Here is a 16183-nt window from a genome sequence, read left to right as displayed (position 1 = left end):
GGCTCAGACCTCCTTCAGGAGTGCGTCGGTGGTGGTGACGACCGCGCAGCGGCCGGCGGCCCAGCGCAGTGCCAGGTCGTGGTCCTCGCGGGAGAAGTCGGCGACGGCGTCGGCGACCACGAACGCCCTGAGGTCCCGCTGCCAGGCGTCGGCGGCGGTCATCAGCACACCGATGTGCGCGTACACGCCGACGATCACCAGCTGGTCGCGCCCCGTCCCGCGCAACAGGTCCGCCAGGCCCGTGCGGACGAAGGCGCTGTACTTCCACTTGGTGAGCACCGTGTCCCCGTCCTCGGGCGCCACCGCCTCGGGCACGGCGAGCTTCTCGGGGTCGTCTGCGACGCCGGGGCCCCAGAAGTCGAGCTGGAGGCCGCGCTCCTCGGGCGTCTGGCCGCCGCGCTGGGCGGAGTAGACGACCGGGACGCCGAGCCGGCGGTACTCCTTCAGCAGGCGGGCCGTGTTGCCGAGCATGCCGGTCAGGGGCTGTTCACCGGCCGGGAAGGCGGACAGGAAGTGCTGCTGGAGATCGTGCACGAGCAGGACGGCCCGCGCGGGATCCACGGTCCACGACACGCGGTTGGCGGGGAGTTCGTCCGCCGCGGGCAGCGGATAGGGGGCGACGGCGGGCAGGGCCATGGGGGAGGGCCTCTCGGGGTCGGACTCGCCGGCGGCGGAGCGCAGCTGCTTCTTGCTGATCTTGCCGATGCCGGTCTGCGGGAAGGTGTCGACGAACTCGACGAGGTCGGGCACCTTGTAGGCGGCGATGCCGCGCTCGCGCACGAACCGCTTGATCTCCACCGGCCGCAGCGGCCCGGCGCCCGGGCGCAGGATCACATAGGCCAGGGAGCGTTCGCCCAGGTAGTCGTCGGGCACCGCGACCACCGACACGTCGTGCACGGACGGGTGGCCGAGGACGACGTTCTCCACCTCCTCGGGCGCGATCTTCTCGCCGCCGCGGTTGATCTGGTCCTTGGCCCGGCCCTCCACCACGAGGTGACCGGCCGGGGTGCGGCGCACGATGTCACCGGTGCGGTAGAAGCCGTCCCCGGTGAACGCCCGGCGGTTGTGCTCCGGGGCCCGCCAGTAGCCGCGGATCGTGTACGGGCCGCGGGTGAGCAGGTGCCCGAACTCCCCGTCGGGGACGTCCCGGTCGGCGTCGTCGACGACCCGGATCTCGTCGTCGGGGGAGATCGGCCGCCCCTGGGTGGTGACGACGGTCTCGGTGTCGTCGTCCAGCCGCGTGTAGTTGACCAGGCCCTCCGCCATCCCGAAGACCTGCATCAGCCGGCAGCCCAGCGCCGGTTCCAGCCGGCGGGCCGCCTGCTCGCTGTACTTGGCGCCGCCGACGAGCACCAGCTCCAGGCTGGACAGGTCGTGCGCCGTCTCGGTCGCGGCCTGCGTCCACACCAGCGCCAGCGGCGGCACCAGCCCCGTCATGGTGATCCGCTCCCGGGCGATCAGCGGGAACGCGGTGTCCGGGTCGGGCTTCGGGCACAGCACCACCGTGCCGCCCGCGTACAGCGCGCCCAGCCAGCCGGGGGAACTCATCGGGAAGTTGTGCGCGGCGGGCAGCACGACGAGGAAGCGGGTGCCGCCGTCCACGCCGCAGATCTCGTCGGAGCCCCGCAGCGAGTACAGGTAGTCGTCGTGGGTGCGCGGAATCAGCTTGGACACGCCCGTCGTCCCGCCCGACAGCTGCAGGAACGCCAGCTCGTGCGGCTCGGGCCCGTCGAACGGACCGGACGGCTCGCACGGCACGTCCGCCAGCGCGGTGTGCTCGCCGGGGTCGCCCGCCACGAACACGTGCCGCAGTCCCGGCACCGCATCCCGCACGCGGGAGGCGAGGGCGCGGTGGTCGTAGCCCGCGTGCAGGTCGGGGACGACGTAGGCGACGGCCTCGGTGCAGGAGCAGAAGTGGGCGATCTCCGTGTCCCGGTGCGCGGGCAGCGCGTACACCGGCAGCGCGCCGATGCGGAACAGGGCGAAGACCACCTCGGCGAACTCGCCGACGTTGGGCAGCTGGACGACGACCCGGTCGCCCTTGCGGATGCCGCGGGCGAGGAACCCGGCGGCGAGCCGGTCGGCCCGCTCGTCCAGCTCCCGGTAGGTCCAGGTGCGCCGCTCGGGGGCCGGATCCACCAGGGCGATCCGGTCGGGGTGCGCTTCGGCGCGCTCGCGCAGCATGCCGCCGAAGGTCTCGCCGCGCCAGTGCCCGGCGGCTCGGTAGCGTGCGGCGAACTCGTCCGGCCAGGTGGGCGCGTCCACGCCCGGGGTGAGGGTCACAGCGCCGCTCCCACCGCGTCCAGGAAGGTACGGAACTTGGCGGCGGTCTCCGCCGTCTCGGCCTCCGGCGTGGAGGCGGCCACCACCCCGGCGCCGGCGAACAGCCTGAGCGTGTGCCCCTCGGCCTCGGCGCAGCGGATGGTCACGACCCACTCGCCGTCGCCGTCGGCGTCCTGCCAGCCGACCATGCCGGTGTACGCGCCCCGGTCGAAGGGTTCGGACGCGGCGATCACCGCCCGGGCCGCCTCGGTCGGGGTGCCGCACACCGCCGGGGTGGGGTGCAGCGCGCCCGCCAGGTCCAGCGCGGTCGTCCCGGCGTCGGCGAGTTCACCGGTGACCGTGGTCGACAGGTGCCACATCGCCGCCGTACGCACCAGGGTGGGCCGCTCGGGCACCTCCAGGACCGTGCAGTACGGCGCGAGCGCCTCCCTTACGGCGGCCACGACGACGGCGTGCTCGTGCAGGTCCTTGGCCGACTCCAGCAGGGCGGCCGCGCGGCGCACGTCCTCGGCCAGGTCCGCGCTGCGCGGTGCCGAGCCCGCGAGCGGGTTGGCGGTCAGCCGGCCGCCCCGCCGGGCGACGAGCAGTTCGGGGCTGGCGCCGATCAGGGTGCGGCCGGGGCCGGTCGGCACGGCGAAGGTGTGGCCGGCCGGGTCGCGGCGGGCCAGGCGGCGCAGCATGGCGGGCAGGTCGGGTTCGCGCGCCGAGGTCAGCTCCAGGGTCCGGGCGAGCACCACCTTGTCGAACTCGCCGGCCCGCATCCGCGCCACCGCCGCCGCGACCGCCTCCCCGTACCGCTCGGGCGCCGGTACCTCCCGCACCCGCCACCGGGGCCGCTCCGCGTCGGCGGGGACGGGCAGGGCGATCAGCGGGTCCTCGCGCAGCGGCGGCGCCCAGCGCACCGAGTGGGGCACGGCGAGCGCGGCCGGGGCGTGGGGCGCGAAGGGCAGGGCGCCCACGACCACCGGGGCGGGGGTGCCCGCCCGGCGTGCCGCGCCCAGCACCTCGCGCACCCGGACGGCGGCGGGGCGGGAGTCGTGGGGTACCGCGGCGGCAGTCCCGCGGCCCAGGAGGGTGCGGTGCGGGGTGGCGAGGAAGCGGTCGGTGGCGGGCCGGTAGGACTCCAGGAGGGCGGTGGCCGCGCCGGGCTCGGCCGGTGCGGCGGCGGGCGGGGGCGTGTGCAGGGAAAGGGACATGGCTGTCTCCAGTGGGGGTGGCGTGCGCGTCCCGTGAGCGGGCGGCCGGGTCATGCCCGCAGGGTGGCGCCGCCGTCGACGTACAGGTCGTGCATCGTGATGTGCCGGGCGCGGTCGGAGGCCAGGAAGACGACCGCGTCGGCGATGTCGGCGGGGTCGGCGATCCGGCCCAGCGGGATGCCCGTGCGGTACGCGGCGAGGTCTCCGTCGACCACGCGCCGCGCGGCGGCCGTCTCGTCACCGGCCGTCCACAGGGCGCGCTGCATGTCGGTGAGGGTGGAGCCGGGGGAGACCGTGTTGCAGCGCACGCCCCGCCCGGCCACCTCCAGGCCGAGGCACTTGGTGAACATGACGGCGGCGGCCTTGGAGGCGGCGTAGGCGGCCAGGCCGGTACGCGGGACACCCGCCGCGTTGGAGGCGACCGTGACGATGCTGCCCCGGCCGCGTCCGGTCATCCGGCGGGCCGCGGCGCGCGAGACGTTCAGGACACCGGTGGAGTTGACGGCGAACGTGGCCGCCCAGTCCTCGTCGGTCAGGTCCACGACGGCCGACGGGCGCAGGATCCCGGCCACGTTGACGGCGACGTCCAGCGGGCCGAGGGCGCGCTCGGTGTCGTCGACCAGCCGCTCCACCGCGTCGGCGTCGGTGACGTCGAGGGGGCGGGCGGTGATCCGGCCGTCGCCGTGCTCGGCGGCGAGCCGCTCGACGCCCTCGGGCGCGCGGTCGGTGGCGACCACGCGGGCGCCCTCGTGGACGAGCGCGGTGACGACCGCCGCGCCGATGCCCCGGCCCGCCCCCGTCACGAGGGCGAGCCGGCCGTCGAGTGCGGCGCTCACGAGGCGAGCGCCGCGGTCAGGTCGTCCAGGACGATCCGCGCCGCGAGCGGTCCGCCCGCGCTGTTCCAGGCCGAACCCTGGACGACCACGACGTGGCCCTCCCGCTCGGCCTTCAGCCTGCCGAAGTTGGGCACCTTCTTCGCCTCGGCGTACGCCTTCTCGCCGTCGGCCTGCTCGCCGAGGGTGCCGAAGAACAGCCAGTCGCCGTCGATGGTGGAGAGCTTCTCCAGGCTGACCGGCTCGCTGTGGCCGGTGCCGACGCCCTGCTGGTCCTTCGGGCGGTCCAGGCCGAGCGCGGTGAGGGTGGCGCCCACGTGGCCCACGCCCCGGCCGACCGCGGACGGCGCCTTGTTCTGCCAGCGCACCACGCTGACGACCGCGCCCGCGTTGTCGCCCAGCTTGCCCTTGGTGGCGGCCACGTCGGCGTCGAAGCCGCTCAGCAGCTTCTCCGCCTGCGCCTTCTGGTTCAGGGCGTCGGCCGTGGCGGTGAACGCCTTCTTCCAGTCCTCGTTGAGCTTGGCGGTGACCACGGTCGGAGCTATGGACTCCAGCTTGGAGACCTCCTTCTTCACCGCCGTGGTCTCGTCGAGGAGGATCAGGTCGGGCTGGAGCGCGGCGAGCTTCTCCATGTCGGCCTCGGCGACGGTGGCGACGACCTCCGCCTTGCCCGCCTTGCCGGCCAGGTAGGTGGAGACCCCCTTCTGGCCGCGTCCCGCGGTCGCGCCGACCGGTTCGACGCCGAGCGCCAGGGCGGCGTCGAGGGTGGGCTCGCTCAGGGTGACGACCTTCTTGGGCGCGGCCGGCACCTCGACCTGACGACCCGTGGCGTCGGTGACGTGACGGGTGCTCGACGCCTGGCCGCCCGCGCTGTCGCTGCCGCCGTCCTCGTCACCGCAGCCGGTGAGCAGCAGCGCTCCCGCCACGACGGCTGCGGCGGAGGTCATGACGGTTCTGCGGGGAGCACGTGCGAACGACATGGGAAAGGGACTCCTTGGAATGAAGGGGATGCAGGGGATGCAGGCGATGAAGGAATGGAAAGGTGAGGGGTTCAGGGGGCGGGGGCGGTGCCGCCCGCGCCCAGCAGGCGCACCAGGCCGCTGGCCAGGGCCCCGTGCCAGCAGGCGTAGTCGTGGCCGCCGTTGTACGTGTCGCGGGTGACCCGGTGCCCCGTCGCGCGCAGGGTGTCGTAGAGGTCGAGGGTGTGCCCGACCATGGCGCCCTCGTGCAGGCCGACGTCCAGATGGACCGTCAGGGGCGCGGCCGGGCCGGCGGCGTAGCGGCCGACCAGCCACGGGGTGCCTTGCACCGGTGGTTTGGCCGCGCCCGGTGGCGGCAGGCCGGGGCGCCACCACAGGGAGGCGGACTGGGCGAGGACGTTGCCGAAGCGGTCCGGGCGCAGCCGCCCCGCGTGGAGCGCCGTCATGGCCCCGAGGCTCTGCCCGGCGACCACGGTCCGGCGCGGGTCGGTGGTCAGCGGCCAGCGCCCGGCCGCCCACGGCAGCAGCGCGTCGGCCAGGAAGGCGACGAACGGGTCCCGGCAGCCGAGGTCGCGCCACCGGGTGCGCCGGTCCACGGCGTCCGGCGCCACCACCACGAGGGGCGGCAGCGCACCGTCCGCGATCAGCGCGTCCAGCGTGTCGCCGAGACCGAGCCGCCCGAGCCACATGTCGCCGTCGCACACCACCGCGACCGGCAGCGAGGCGGCCGGGGCCCGGTCGCTGCCCGGCGGCAGATAGACCCAGACGTCCCGGTCGCCGAACGGGTCCGCGCCCGGCACCCGGTGCCGCTCCACCCGCCCCGCCGGGACCGTCCCCCGGCGCCCGGCCCACGGCTGCGCCGGGGCGTCGGGCAGGGCGAAGACCGAGCTGTCGGCGGACTGCCAACGGGTCGCGATCGTACGGCGGTTGAGGGGATCGGCCGCGGCGTGCGCGGACAGTGAGCGCAGCCGCTGCTGGAGGGCCGCGGGGTCGGCGGGCGCGTCCCCCAGCGAGAGGTCGGCGGCCAGCCGGTAGGAACCGCGGTGGTCGGAGCGCAGCCGCAGACCCAGGCGCCAGACGTCGGTGCCGGGCACCCGTTCCAGGAGCGAACCGGCCAGCCGGTCGCGGTCGGTGATGCGGTTGCCGCACAGCAGGACCCGGCGGGTGGCGCGGTGGCCGCGCCACAGGAAGGTGACCGCCCGGTGGTGCGGCTGACCGTCGAGTTCCTCGACGAGCGGGCTGCCCAGGTGCTCCACCTCGCTCCAGAAGGCGGCCGCAGACGCCGTCCGCCGCGCCTCGTCGGCCCCCTCGGTCTCCTCCAGAAGGCGTGCCACGCGCGGGCCCGTGACCCGGACGGGGCGGACGTCCGGCGCGGCGGCGCCGGGGGAGGCGGGGCGGGGGAGGGTGGTCATCGGTGTTCTCCGTGAACCTCTGGTCGGAGGGCCGGGCAGGCGGGCAGGGCAGGGCCAGGCACTGCCGACGAAATCGTCAACAGCTAAGGTAAGGCTAGCCTAAGCTAAGCACATGTCCATCGGAACATGTACAGCACATCCGGCCGATCCCGCGCCGCCGGGACCCGCGCCCGGCGCGAAACAGCCCCGCCCCAGGGGCTCCCTGCGCACGGCCGGACTGCTCCTCGGTGTCGTCCTGTTGGTGGTGGCCGCCGCCCTCTCCCTGGCCGTGGGCGCCAAGCAGATCCCCCTCGACCAGGTCTGGTCGGCGCTGACCGGCCCGTCCGGCACGGAGAACGACGCGATCGTGCGCGACCTGAGGCTGCCGCGCACCCTCGTCGGCGCCGCCGTCGGCAGCGCGCTGGGACTCGGCGGCGCGGTCATGCAGACCCTGACCCGCAACCCGCTCGCCGACCCCGGGCTGCTCGGCGTGAACGCGGGCGCGTCCGCGGCCGTCGTCACCGCGATCGGCGTCCTCGGCATCACGTCGTTCACCGGGTACCTGTGGTTCGCCCTGGCCGGAGCGGCCCTCGCCGCCACGGCCGTCCACGCCCTCGGCGGCGGCCGGTGGGCCACACCGGTGCGGCTCGCCCTGGCCGGAACCGCCGTCAACGCCGCCCTGTTCGGCTACGTCAACGGCCTGTCGCTGTGGCACCTGAGCACCCTCGACGAGATGCGGTACTGGTCGGTCGGCACCCTCGCCAAACGCGAGGTGTCCCTGCTGCTCACCGTCGCGCCGCTGCTCGTGGCCGGTGCGCTGCTCGCCCTGGCGCTGGCCCGGCCGCTCGGCGCGCTCGCCCTCGGCGAGGACCACGCGCTGGCGCTGGGCACCCGGGTGCGGCGGGTGCGGGTGCTGTCCGTCGTCGCCATCACGCTGCTGTGCGGCGGCGCCACCGCCGTGTGCGGACCGATCGGCTTCGTCGGCCTGATGATCCCGCACGCCGCCCGCGCCTTCTGCGGCCCCGACCCGCGCTGGATGTTCCCCTACTGCGCCCTGTACGCGCCGGTGCTGCTGCTCGTCTCCGACGTGATCGGACGGGTCGTGGTGCCGCCGTCCGAGATCGAGGTCGGCACGGTCACCGCGTTCCTCGGCGGACTCCTGTTCATCCACCTCGTCCGCCGGCGGAAGGTGGCCCAGCTGTGAGCACCGTGAAGGACGGCACCGGGCGCCGCAGCGCCGCCGCGCCGGATCCGGACGGCACCGGGGCCCGCGCCGCCGTGCGGCCCGGACTCCTGCGCGCCGGACGCTGGTCGCTGCGCTACGACGTCCGCGCCCTGCTGGTCTGCGCCGCGCTCGCCGCGCTCACGGCGTGCGCCATGGTGCTCGCCATCGGCACCGGGACCTACGCACTGTCCCCGGCCGAGGTACTGCGCACCCTGGCCGGGGACGGTCCGCCGGGCGCCGGATTCGTGGTGCTCGACCTGCGGCTGCCACGGGCCCTGGTGGCCGCGCTGGTCGGCTTCGGCATGGGCATGGCGGGTGCGGTGTTCCAGTCGCTGACCCGCAACCCGCTCGGCAGCCCCGACATCATCGGCTTCGGCAACGGCGCGTCGGCCGGGGCTCTCGTCGCGATCATCCTCCTCGACGCCGGCGCGGCACAGACGGCGCTGGGCGCGGTGTGCGGCGGGCTGGCCACCGCGGTCGCCGTCTACCTGCTGGCGTGGAAACGGGGCGTGCACGGCTACCGGCTGGTCCTCGTCGGCATCGGCGCCTCCGCCGTGCTCGGCTCGGCGACCAGCTTCCTCTACGTGCGCGCCGACATCGGCAAGGCGGCGCAGGCCGCGAGCTGGATGGTCGGCTCGCTCAACGCCCGCGACTGGGCCGACGTGCGGATCGCGGCGCTGGGCCTGGTGGTACTGGTCCCGGTCGTCCTGGTGTACGGGCGGCGGCTGACCATGCTGGAGATGGGCGACGACACCGCCGCCGCGCTCGGGGTCCCGCCCGAACGCAGCCGTCTGGTCCTGCTGAGCGCCGGGACGGGACTGACCGCGATGGCCGTCGCGGCGGCCGGTCCCATCCCGTTCGTGGCGATGGCCGCCCCGCAGCTCGCCCGCAGGGTCACCCGCGCCGCCGGCCCGGGTGTTCTGGCCGCCGGGTGGACGGGCGCGTTCCTGGTGGCCGCCGCGGACCTGACCACCCAGCGGCTGACCGGATCCGCCCTGCTGCCGGTGGGCGTGGTGACCGGCGTGGCGGGCGGCGCCTACCTCGCCTGGCTCCTGCGGGGGGAGCGCCGCGGCTCCCGACTGTGACGGGCGCGCCTTGCTGCCGGGAACCGGGCGGCCGGGGGCGGAACGGTTCCAGGCGGGGTGCGGGCGGCGAGGCGGGGCCGTGTGGGCCGGGGTGGTGCCGTCCCCGCGGGTGCGGGAGGCTCCGCGTGCGGGCGGGGGCTCCCGGCTGTGCCGGGACCCGTGCCGCAGGGGCCGGAAACGGTCCCGGATTCCCGACGGTGGCGGTCGGGTGGTGTGTCAGTCATGGGGGATGTCGTGCCCGCGGGTGCGGAGCCGGGTCTGGTGGGGCGGGGCGTCTGCCGGGGCCCGTGCCGGCGGGGGTCGGGACGGTGCTTCGGGGTGCTCGGCGGTGGCGGTCGGGTCGTGTGGGGTGGCGGTGTCCCGGGGGGAGTGCGGTGGGGCGCGGGGTATGCCGTGCCCGTGGGTGCGGAGCCGGGCCTGGTGGGGCGGGGTGCCTGCCGGGGCCCGTGCTGGTGGGGGGCGGGACGGTGCTTCGGGGTGCTCGGCGGGCGGTCGGGTCGTGTGGGGCGGTGGTGTCCCGGTGGGAGTGCGGTGGGGCGCGGGGCACCGCGGGCCGGCCGGAGCCGGGGGTGACAGGCGGCGGTCAGCGCACGTCGGCGTCGGGTGCCGGGGGCGACACCACGGCGGGCGACGCCGGGGGCACGGCCGGTTCGCGCAGGCCGCACAGGAGCAGCCGGCCCACGGCGGGCAGCGCCACCAGCGGCAGCAGGGCCGCCCGCAGCGAGGTCGCGTCGGCCAGCGCGCCCAGCGCCGGGGCGGCGAGACCGCCCACGCTCACCGCCAGCCCCAGCGTGACGCCGCTCGCCGTGCCCACCCGGCGCGGCAGGTAGTCCTGGCCCAGCGTGATGTGCAGCGAGAACGGCACGTACAGCCCCGCCGACGTGAGGGCGACGCACAGGTACACCGCGGGACCGGGCACCAGGACGACCCCGGCCACCGCGAGGACCGTCAGGACGTACGACCGCCGTACCACCTTCAGCCGCCCGTACCGGTCCGCGAGCCGGCCCCCGGCGACCGTGCCCACCGCGCCGCCCAGGTAGAGCACGAACAGCGCCGCCGTCCCGGCCGCACCGCCGCCGCCCACCCGCTCCCGGACGTACAGCGACACGAACGTGCTCAGGCCGACGAAGACGACCGAACGGCACACGACGGCGCCGGTCAGCCGCAGGAACGACGGCCAGTCGTCGGTCGCCTCCGGCACCGCCGTGCGGCCGCCCGCCGCGCGGACCGCCCCGGCCGAACGCACCGCCGCCGCGCACAGCACGGCCCCCGCCACCGCGGGCAGCACCAGCAGCCAGGACGCACCGAGCCCACCGCCGCCCACGACGGCCCACACCAGCGGCGGCGCCAGCGCGAAGCCGACGTTGCCACCCAGGGAGAACCACCCCATCGCCGTGTGGCTGCCCCGCGCGGCCTCCCGCGCCGCCCTCGCCGCCTCCGGGTGATACGCGGCGACCCCGGCGCCACCCGCCGCGACGGCCGCGAGGGTGAGCGGGTAGGAGCCGGCGAGGCCGCCGAGGGCGACGCCCGCCCCCGCGGTCAGTGTGCTCAGCGGCAGCAGCCACGGCAGCGCCCACCGGTCGGTGAGCGCCCCGAACAGCGGCTGCACCAGCGACGACAGCAGTGACGCGGCCAGGACGACGCCCGACGCGGCGGCGTAGCCGTACGCCCGCTCGGCGACGAAGTACGGCACCAGAGCGGCCACGGTGCCCTGGTAGACGTCGACACAGGCGTGGCCGAGGGACAGCAGGACGACGGGGCGGTTGCGAGTGAGGGTCACCCGTCGATCGTCACGCCCACCGGACCTGGCCCGCTTTCGGCAACCTGCCGACTTGTGCCGAATCCCCGCCACGTCGCGGCGGCGCCCGAGGGCACTGAGGGGGGCGAGGGCGTGCCGGACCCGGCCCCACGGCCACCCGCCCCCTACCGTCGAGTAATATCGCGCGCCAGGCCCCCCGAGGAGGAACCGTGCCACGGTCCGAACGCTCACCCCTGCTGCTCGCCGGCCTGCTGGCCACCGCGGGCGTCGCCCATCTCACCCGGCCCCGCCCCTTCGACGCCATCGTGCCGCGCTCCCTGCCGGGCACACCCCGGGCGTGGACGCGCGCCAGCGGCGTCGCCGAACTGGGGCTGGCCGCCGGACTCGCCCTGCCGCGCACCCGCAGGGCCGCCGCGCTGACCGCCGCCGCCTTCTTCGTCGGGGTGTTCCCCGCCAACGTCAAGATGGCCTGGGACTGGCGGCACCGCCCCACCCCGCAGAAGGCGGCCGCCCTGGGACGGCTGCCCGTGCAGGTGCCGCTCGTGCTGTGGGCCCGCGCCGTCGCCCGGAGCAGCGAGGGCCGGTCGTGAGCCGGGTCCCCGCCGTGGGCGACACCGTCGCGGACTTCACCCTCCCGGACGAGACCGGCACCCCGCGCCGCCTGTCCGAACTGCTGGCCGACGGCCCCGTGGTCCTGTTCTTCTACCCCGCCGCCCTGACCACCGGCTGCACCGCACAGGCCTGCCACTTCCGCGACCTGGCCGCCGAGTTCGCCGCGGTCGGCGCCCGGCCCGTCGGCGTCAGCGGCGATGCCGTCGAGCGGCAGCAGGAGTTCGCCGTGCGCCACACGCTCGGCATGCCGCTGCTGTCCGACACCGACGGCACGGTCCGGGAACGGTTCGGGGTGAAGCGCGGCCTGGCGCTGGCCCCCACCAAGCGGGTCACCTTCGTCGTCGGGCAGGACCGCACCCTCCTGGAGGTCGTCCGCAGCGAACTCAGGATGAACGCGCACGCCGACCGCGCCCTCGCCGCGCTCCGCGCTCACCGACCGTGACGGGCCCACCCGCGCACCGCCCCGGTTGATACCGCATCGTCCTGGGATGATCCTGGACGGCATGGAGGATTCCTCCGCCGCGATGATCGTCGACGCCCGCGGACGGGTGACGGGATGGAGCGACGGCGCGCGGCGGCTCACCGGATACGCGGCCGAGGAGGCCGTGGGACGCCCCGCGCGGGACCTGCTCGCGCGGGACGTGTCCACCCGCCCCCTGTCCGGCACCGCACCGGCCGGCCCCGGCCTGTCCGGCACCGCCGTGATCCGGCACCGGGACGGCCACCCGGTGAGCCTGCGGCTGCGGGTCCGCCCACTGCTGGGCGCCGACGGCGCACCGGCCGGCTACCTGGCGACCGCCGACGCGCCCGGCGGCCCCGGGCCCGGCCTGATCGACGACGCGGTACGGCAGGCCTCCCTGTCCCTGTCCGTGCTCGACCCCGAACTGCGCTTCGTGCACGTCAACGACACCGCCTGCCGGATGCTGGGCAGACCCGCGGAGGAACTGGTCGGCCGCAGCCTCTCCGACACGCTGGCCGACTTCGAGGGCGACGCCCGGAGCTTCCTGCACCACCTGCGGGTCGTCGCAGACCGGGGGCAGCCCGTCCAGTACGAGAGCTACGCGCCCGCGCCCGCCGGCAGCTGCCTGCACGCCTGGACCGTGGAGATCTGGCCGGTCCACGACGCGGCCGGCACGCTCACCGCCGTCGCGATGGCGGCCGTGGAGAGCACCGAACAGCACCGGGCCCGGGAGCGGCTGGCCCTGCTGAACGCGGCCGGCGCCGTCGGCAGCACCCTCGACGTGGTCCGCACCGCCGAGGAACTGGTGGGGCTCCTCGTGCCCCGGTTCGCCGGATTCGCCAGCGTCGACCTGCTCGACTGGGTGCTCGGCACCGACGAACCCCTCGCCGTGCCGTCCGGAACCGGCGAACTGCGCCGGGTGGCCCACGCCTCCGCCACCGAGGGCTTCCCCACCCCCGCCGTGCACCTCGGCGGACCGGAGGTCCACCCGCCCGACAGCCCGCCGGCCCGGGCGGTGCGGGAGGGCCGCGTCGTCCTCAGCGGCCCCGGCGACCCGGAGTTCGACCGGTGGATGCGGACCCGCGAGGCCGAGGCCCCGCACAACCGCCCGTTCCGCGAAGCCGTCTGCTCGACCCTGTCCGTGCCCCTGCGGGCCCGCGGCACCACGCTGGGCGTCGCGCTCGCCGCCCGGACCGCGCCCCGGGAGCCGTACGCCACGGAGGACGCCGTACTGGCCGAGGAACTGGTCTCCCGGGCCGCCGTCTCCATGGACAACGCCCGCCGTTTCGCGCGCGAGCGCTCCACCGCCCTGGCGATCCAGCACAGCCTGCTGCCCAGGGGCCTGCCCGGACAGGCCGCGGTCGAGGTGGCCCACCGCTACCTGCCCTCCGCCTCCGCGGCGGGCATCGGCGGCGACTGGTTCGACGTCATCCCGCTCTCCGGCACCCGCGTCGGCCTCGTCGTCGGCGACGTCGTCGGCCACGGCATCCCGTCCACGGCCACCATGGGCCGCCTGTGCACGGCCGTGCGCACCCTCGCCGACGTCGATCTGCCCCCCGACGAACTCCTCACCCACCTCGACGACCTGGTCACCCACCTCGCGGCCGGCGGCGCGAACGACGGCGCCGAGACCGAGATCGCGGAACTGGGCGCCACCTGCCTGTACGCCGTGTACGACCCCGTCTCCCGCCGGCTGGCCCTGGCCGCCGCCGGCCACCCCGCGCCCGCCCTCCTGCTGCCCGACGGCACGACCCGCCTCGTCGCCATGACCGCAGGGCCGCCGCTGGGCGTCGGCGGACTGCCCTTCGAGGCGACGGAGCTGGAGGTGCCGGAGGGCTCCGTCGTCGCCCTCTACACGGACGGGCTGGTCGAGGACCGGGACCGCGACGTCGACCACGCCACCACGGAACTGTGCCGGGCGCTGGCCGCTCCCGCGACCTCGCTCGACGCGCTGTGCGACGGCGTGCTCAAGGCCGTGCTGCCCGAGGAGCCCGGCGACGACGTCGCACTGCTGCTGGCCCGCACCCGGGCGCTGGGCGAGGACCGGGTGCGCACCTGGGACGTCCGGCCCGACCCCTCGGGAGTGGCGGCCACCAGGCGGTCCGTCGGCGAACAGCTGACGGCGTGGGGGCTGGACGACACCGCCTTCGTCACCGAACTCGTCGTCAGCGAACTGGTCACCAACGCGATCCGGTACGGCGAGCCGCCCATCCAGCTGCGCCTCATCCGGCACACCGCCCTCATCTGCGAGGTGTCCGACGCCAGCTCCACCTCGCCCCATCTGCGCCGCGCCCACGCCTTCGACGAGGGCGGCCGCGGGCTGCTCCTGGTCGCCCAGCTCACCCAGCGCTGGGGCAGCCGCCAGACGGACACCGGCAAGACCATCTGGGCCGAACAGGCCCTGCCCTCCCGGTGAACCGGCCGCCCGGTCCCCGCCGCCCCGACCGCTACTCCTCACTCTCCTCGGCCGCCACCCGCGCCAGCGTGCGGCCGGTCCGCGCGGACCGGGCCCGCCGGGGGTCCGGGGTGCCGTGCCCGCGTCCGCCGCCGGCCGTCTTCACCAGCAGCCACGCGGCGTCCGTGCCTCCGCCGTCCGTACCTCCGCCGTCCGGGCCGCCGCGGAACCGCGTCAGCGCGTACTCGCCGCGCAGCTTCGCGCCGTGCAGCCGGAACCGGGCGTGGCCGTGCGCCAGCGACTCGGCGAAGTCGACCGGCCGGCCCCGGCGGTCGTGGCTCAGCGGCTCGTAGGTGCCGTGGTCCCACACGATGACCGTGCCGCCCCCGTACTCACCCGCCGGGATCACGCCCTCGAACTCCTCGTACTCCAGCGGGTGGTCCTCCGTGGGCACCGCGAGCCGCTTGTCGCTCGGGTCCGCCGACGGCCCCTTCGGCACCGACCAGGACTTCAGCACGTCCGCCACCTGCAGCCGGAAGTCGAAGTGCAGGGTGCTCGCGTCGTGGATCTGCACCACGAAGCGGGGCGCCAGGCCCTCGCCGGCGGCCCCGCCCTCGCCGGCGGCCCCGCCTGCACCCGGTGCCTCCCGTCCCGCGGGCTCCCCCGTCCGGCCGAAGTCCCGCTTGCCGTGGTAGTCCCGAAGCCGCTCGCCGCCCTCGCCGTCCACCTGGTGCTCCTTCCCGGGCGGTCCGATCCCCGCCGACCCGGACCGGGTACCCCGCTCAGAACTCCTCGTGCACCTCCGGGTCGCCGCCGATCCGCCGGTGGGCGCGGTCCGTCACCGCGCGCATCTGGCCGGCGTCCAGCTCGAAGCCGAAGACGTCCAGGTTCGCGCGCTGCCTCGCCGGGTCCGCGGACTTCGGGATCGGCACCGCGCCCAGCTGGGTGTGCCAGCGCAGGACCGCCTGGGCGGGCGTCACACCGTGCGCGGCGGCGACCGCGGCGACGGCGGGGTCGTCCAGCAGGTCGCTGCCCCGGCCCAGTGGGCTCCAGCTCTCGGTGCGGATGCCCTTGCGCTCGTGGTAGGCGCGCAGCTCGTCCTGCGGGAACAGCGGGTGCAGCTCGATCTGGTTGACGGACGGCAGGACGCCCGTCTCCTTCTCCAGCCGCTCGATGTGCTCCGCCGTGAAGTTGGAGACGCCCACCGAACGCACGAGGCCGTCTTCGCGCAGCTTGACCATGGCCTTCCAGGACTCGACGTACTTGTCCACGCGCGGCAGCGGCCAGTGGATCAGGTACAGGTCGACGTACTCGACTCCGAGGCGGGCGCGGGACTCCTCGAACGAGGCGAGCGTCTCCTCGTAGCCGTGGTGCCGGCCGGGCAGCTTGGTGGTCACGACGATCTCCTGGCGGGGGAGATCGGCGGAGGCCACGCCGCGGCCGACGCCGGTCTCGTTGCGGTAGTTCGCCGCCGTGTCGATCAGGCGGTACCCCGCCTCCAGGGCCTCGCGGACCGCCCGCTCCGCCTCGTCGTCCCCCATCGGCCAGGTGCCCAGGCCCAGGGCGGGGAGGGTGGAGCCGTCGTTGAGTGTGTACGCCGGGATGCTGATCACCGTGGGACCTTCCCTCGACTGTGCGCGGCGGTGTGCCGCCCGGTCCAGCCTCGCCCACGGCGGGTTGGGTGATCAACCGGACGGCGCCGCGGAGGGTCTGCCACGATCTGCGCATGACGACCCGGAGCGCGAACGACACGGCAACGGACACGACGACCGGCGGGGCGGGGGCGAACGACACGGCCGAACGCGCGGCCGCGGCGGCGGGCATCGAGGTGCGGCCCGTCGCCGGGCACATCGGCGCCGAGATCCACGGCGCCGACCTCGCGGCGGGCCTCGACGCCGCGCAGCGCCTGGACGGACTTCACCCGGCCGAACAGCTCGTGCAGCACGTACTCCCAGTGCGGGAAC

The 16183-nt window shown here is 75.8% G+C and carries 13 protein-coding genes and 2 pseudogenes; 6 read left to right on the top strand and 9 right to left on the bottom strand.

Features of this window, described 5'->3' with window-relative positions; genetic code table 11:
- Positions 1 to 3: 3 nt before the first annotated feature.
- From K7854_RS32535 to fes, 6 genes and pseudogenes are all read right to left on the bottom strand, one after another.
- Positions 4 to 636: an isochorismatase family protein gene (locus K7854_RS32535; RefSeq protein ID WP_226030167.1), complete on the bottom strand. Its 633-nt coding sequence runs from the start codon at positions 634 to 636 to the stop codon at positions 4 to 6.
- A gap of 18 nt (positions 637 to 654) precedes the next feature.
- Positions 655 to 2283, bottom strand: a pseudogene (locus K7854_RS32530) ((2,3-dihydroxybenzoyl)adenylate synthase); the annotation flags it as partial.
- Entirely contained in the window at positions 2280 to 3479 is a 1200-nt protein-coding gene (locus K7854_RS32525; protein ID WP_226030151.1) for an isochorismate synthase, read from the bottom strand. The pseudogene K7854_RS32530 and the gene K7854_RS32525, both read right to left, overlap by 4 nt.
- A 50-nt stretch (positions 3480 to 3529) precedes the next feature.
- Positions 3530 to 4315 (bottom strand): 2,3-dihydro-2,3-dihydroxybenzoate dehydrogenase, encoded by a 786-nt coding sequence (locus tag K7854_RS32520; RefSeq protein ID WP_226030150.1) that lies wholly within the window; start codon positions 4313 to 4315, stop codon positions 3530 to 3532.
- Positions 4312 to 5292, bottom strand: a complete 981-nt coding sequence (locus tag K7854_RS32515) for an ABC transporter substrate-binding protein (protein WP_226030149.1) — start codon at positions 5290 to 5292, stop codon at positions 4312 to 4314. Before K7854_RS32515 ends, K7854_RS32520 begins: the two co-directional genes overlap by 4 nt.
- Before the next feature lie 71 nt (positions 5293 to 5363).
- Entirely contained in the window at positions 5364 to 6704 is a 1341-nt protein-coding gene (gene fes, locus K7854_RS32510; RefSeq protein ID WP_226030148.1) for an enterochelin esterase, read from the bottom strand.
- A gap of 112 nt (positions 6705 to 6816) precedes the next feature.
- On the opposite strand from fes, the gene K7854_RS32505 reads away from it, so the two are divergent.
- Positions 6817 to 7887, top strand: coding sequence for a FecCD family ABC transporter permease (locus K7854_RS32505; protein ID WP_226030147.1), 1071 nt, complete (start codon positions 6817 to 6819; stop codon positions 7885 to 7887).
- On the top strand, positions 7884 to 8993 hold the full coding sequence (locus tag K7854_RS32500; RefSeq protein ID WP_226030146.1) for a FecCD family ABC transporter permease: 1110 nt from the start codon (positions 7884 to 7886) through the stop codon (positions 8991 to 8993). Before K7854_RS32505 ends, K7854_RS32500 begins: the two co-directional genes overlap by 4 nt.
- Positions 8994 to 9576: 583 nt before the next feature.
- Here the strand turns inward: K7854_RS32500 and K7854_RS32495 are convergent.
- Positions 9577 to 10773 (bottom strand): MFS transporter, encoded by a 1197-nt coding sequence (locus tag K7854_RS32495; RefSeq protein WP_226030145.1) that lies wholly within the window; start codon positions 10771 to 10773, stop codon positions 9577 to 9579.
- Positions 10774 to 10961: 188 nt separating this feature from the next.
- Here K7854_RS32495 and K7854_RS32490 point away from each other — a divergent pair, with 188 nt between their 5' ends.
- The 3 genes from K7854_RS32490 (at position 10962) to K7854_RS32480 (ending at position 14240) form a co-directional block, all read left to right on the top strand.
- Positions 10962 to 11342 (top strand): DoxX family protein, encoded by a 381-nt coding sequence (locus K7854_RS32490; protein ID WP_226030144.1) that lies wholly within the window; start codon positions 10962 to 10964, stop codon positions 11340 to 11342.
- Positions 11339 to 11806 (top strand): peroxiredoxin, encoded by a 468-nt coding sequence (locus K7854_RS32485; RefSeq protein ID WP_226030143.1) that lies wholly within the window; start codon positions 11339 to 11341, stop codon positions 11804 to 11806. The genes K7854_RS32490 and K7854_RS32485 overlap by 4 nt, the downstream gene beginning before the upstream one ends.
- Positions 11807 to 11867: 61 nt before the next feature.
- Positions 11868 to 14240, top strand: coding sequence for a SpoIIE family protein phosphatase (locus K7854_RS32480; RefSeq protein WP_226030142.1), 2373 nt, complete (start codon positions 11868 to 11870; stop codon positions 14238 to 14240).
- A 31-nt stretch (positions 14241 to 14271) separates the two neighbouring features.
- On the opposite strand, the gene K7854_RS32475 is transcribed toward K7854_RS32480, so the two are convergent.
- On the bottom strand, positions 14272 to 14946 hold the full coding sequence (locus tag K7854_RS32475; RefSeq protein WP_226030141.1) for a DNA polymerase ligase N-terminal domain-containing protein: 675 nt from the start codon (positions 14944 to 14946) through the stop codon (positions 14272 to 14274).
- Positions 14947 to 15001: 55 nt separating this feature from the next.
- The gene (locus K7854_RS32470) at positions 15002 to 15832 is read right to left on the bottom strand and encodes an aldo/keto reductase (protein ID WP_226030140.1); all 831 of its coding nucleotides are present in this window, start codon (positions 15830 to 15832) and stop codon (positions 15002 to 15004) included.
- 113 nt (positions 15833 to 15945) lie between these two features.
- Here K7854_RS32470 and K7854_RS32465 point away from each other — a divergent pair.
- A pseudogene (locus K7854_RS32465) lies at positions 15946 to 16183 on the top strand (hypothetical protein); the annotation flags it as partial.

It is taken from the genome of Streptomyces hyderabadensis (assembly GCF_020404845.1).
GTDB classification, from domain to species: domain Bacteria; phylum Actinomycetota; class Actinomycetes; order Streptomycetales; family Streptomycetaceae; genus Streptomyces; species Streptomyces hyderabadensis.
Note: the sequence above shows the minus strand (reverse complement) of the source record. Positions and strands in the feature narration are given on the sequence as shown.